This window comes from Phormidium pseudopriestleyi FRX01 (assembly GCF_017313335.1).
GTDB lineage: Bacteria > Cyanobacteriota > Cyanobacteriia > Cyanobacteriales > Laspinemataceae > Laspinema > Laspinema pseudopriestleyi.
The window spans coordinates 1-2,674 of record NZ_JAFLQW010000670.1 but is presented as its reverse complement, the minus strand read 5'-3'; the positions used below and the strand labels follow the sequence as shown (position 1 = coordinate 2,674).

At 48.2% G+C, this 2,674-nt stretch carries 3 protein-coding genes; 2 read left to right on the top strand and 1 reads right to left on the bottom strand.

Features of this window, described 5'->3' with window-relative positions:
* Positions 1 to 278: 278 nt before the first annotated feature.
* Positions 279 to 1,337, top strand: coding sequence for a tRNA 2-thiouridine(34) synthase MnmA (mnmA, locus tag J0895_RS25120; RefSeq protein ID WP_207090715.1), 1,059 nt, complete (start codon positions 279 to 281; stop codon positions 1,335 to 1,337).
* Here the strand turns inward: mnmA and J0895_RS25115 are convergent.
* Positions 1,318 to 1,644 (bottom strand): hypothetical protein, encoded by a 327-nt coding sequence (locus tag J0895_RS25115; RefSeq protein WP_207090714.1) that lies wholly within the window; start codon positions 1,642 to 1,644, stop codon positions 1,318 to 1,320. The genes mnmA and J0895_RS25115 overlap by 20 nt on opposite strands.
* Here J0895_RS25115 and sat point away from each other — a divergent pair.
* On the top strand, positions 1,633 to 2,674 hold a 1,042-nt coding region (sat, locus tag J0895_RS25110), incomplete at its 3' end, for a sulfate adenylyltransferase (RefSeq protein ID WP_207090713.1). The genes J0895_RS25115 and sat overlap by 12 nt on opposite strands.

Here is a 2,674-nt window from a genome sequence, read left to right as displayed (position 1 = left end):
GTAACCTAAACGTAAAGGGAAAGTTCAAATCTAATTTGAGCGGACTTATTAGAGGCACAATGAGCAGTGCCCATCAGACTTAGGCTTTGGTCTAAGGCTGTGCAAGAATCCCCGTGTCTTTAGACATCGGGAGTGTCAAAGGAAATTAAAGCCATTTTCTAGGCATAACCGAAAATCTAACTGAATTTGACAATTAATTCAAACTCGATCTGTTAGCCTAGAAAGAGATTGTTATTGTCTGGCCGAATTGTGTAAATAGCGGCCTTTTATGGGATTTTATGAGCAAAGTCATCGTTGGCCTCTCCGGTGGAGTGGATAGTTCTACCGCAGCCGCCATCCTACATCATCAAGGATATGAAGTTATTGGTCTTACCCTATGGTTAATGAAGGGGAAAGGTCAATGCTGCTCTGAGGGGATGGTCGATGCTGCCTCGCTTTGTGAAGAGTTGGACATTCCCCATCACATCATCGATACTCGCCAGTTATTTCAAGAAAAAATTGTCGATTACTTAGTGGCGGGATATAGTGCCGGATTTACTCCGTTACCCTGTTCCCAGTGCAATCGGGCCGTGAAATTTGGCCCGATGTTAAGTTATGCCCAAGAAGAATTAGGGGTTGACAAAATTGCCACAGGACACTATGCCCGAGTCAACTATAACGAAGAGACTGGACGGTATGAATTACTGCGGGCTGTCGATCGCAATAAAGATCAATCTTACTTTTTGTACGACTTAACCCAAAAATTGCTGGCGGGATGTATGTTTCCCTTGGGTGAAATTACTAAGACCCAAACCAGGCAGATTGCGGCGGAATATGGACTGCAAACGGCGGAAAAGCCGGAAAGTCAAGACTTATGCTTGGTGGAAGCTCACGGGTCAATGCAGACCTTTTTGGAACAGTACATTCAGCCCCAAAAAGGGGATATTGTAGATGTTCAGGGGAAGGTTCTCGGACAGCATGATGGAATCCATCGCTACACCATTGGACAGCGGAAAGGGATCGGTGTGGCGGCAGCGGAACCCTTATATGTGGTGGCATTGGATGCAGTGAAGAATCGCGTAATTGTCGGCGATCGCACCTCTGCAACGGAATCGAGTTTCACTGTAGATCGGGTCAATTGGGTCTCGATCGCCCCTCCGACTGCACCAATTCGGGCAGAAGTTCAGATTCGGTATCGGACTTCGGCGGTTCCTGTGACTGTGATTCCCGAAGATCGGGGACATCGCGCCAAACTTGTTTTTGACGAACCGCAGTTTGGGGTAACCCCTGGACAAGCAGCAGTTTGGTACGACGGCGATCGCGTCCTGGGTGGCGGGATTATCGAACAGTTGTCCTAGGGCGATCGTGTGGCGATCGGACCAGAAACTGGGTTTCTGCCTTGAATTGCTGGGAATTCCCAGAAATGGGGTGAAGAAACCGGGTTTCTAACCCATGAAGTAGGGATGCCATAGAAAATTTAAAAGCCCTAATATCAGCAACCCGGTTTTTCAACAAAGCCGGGTTGTTGATATTGGGGCAATCTTGGGATGAATGCGATCGCACCGAATCGAGTCGTGCCAAACGTCCCAGATACCAGTATGATAAAAAATTAGCAAAGCTTAAGAATTGAACTATATCTAAAGAGGGATCGTTTTGAGTCAACATCCAGATGCGATCGCCCCCCACGGCGGTCACCTAATTAATCGGATCGTCAGTCCCGCTCAAAAGCAGGAATTTCTCGCCCAAGCCGAGACCATGCCTCGCCTGCAACTGAGCGATCGCGCCCTATGTGACCTTATCCTAATTGCTATTGGTGGTTTTAGCCCCCTGACGGGCTTCATGGATCAAAAAGATTATGATCCCGTCGTCACGGATATGCGCTTGGCGAATGGTCTCCCTTGGTCCGTTCCCATCACTCTGCCAGTGCGTGAAGAAATCGCTGAACCCTTGAAAGAAGGGAGTTGGGTCCGCTTAGATGACACTGAAGGCCAATTTGTAGGCGTCTTAGAACTCACCCAAAAATATCGCTACAACAAGGCATTAGAAGCAGTTAACGTCTATCGCACTGAGGATCTGAATCATCCCGGTGTCAAAGTCTTGTACGAGCAAGGACCCATCAATCTAGCCGGACCCATTTGGTTGCTCGATCGCCAAGCGCATCCCCAATTTCCCAATTACCAAATCGATCCCGCACAATCTAGGGAACTGTTTCGGGAAAAAGGGTGGAAATCCATCGTCGCCTTCCAAACCCGCAACCCGATCCACCGCGCCCACGAATATATTACAAAATGCGCCTTGGAAAGTGTGGATGCATTATTCCTGCATCCCTTAGTCGGCGTGACAAAAGGGGATGATATTCCGGCAGATGTCCGGATGCGCTGTTATGAAATTCTCATGGAAAAATATTATCCGAAAGACCGGGTAATTTTGGCTATTAACCCAGCGGCGATGCGCTATGCCGGACCTAGAGAAGCGATTTTCCACGCCTTGCTGCGGAAAAATTACGGCTGCACCCATTTTATTGTCGGTCGGGATCATGCCGGAGTGGGGGATTACTACGGCACCTACGATGCTCAACATATTTTTGATGAGTTTGAACCCGGGGAATTAGGCATCGTGCCGATGAAGTTTGAACACGCTTTCTTCTGTAAGTTGACCAAGAGTATGGCAACGACAAAAACAAGTCCAAGTAACC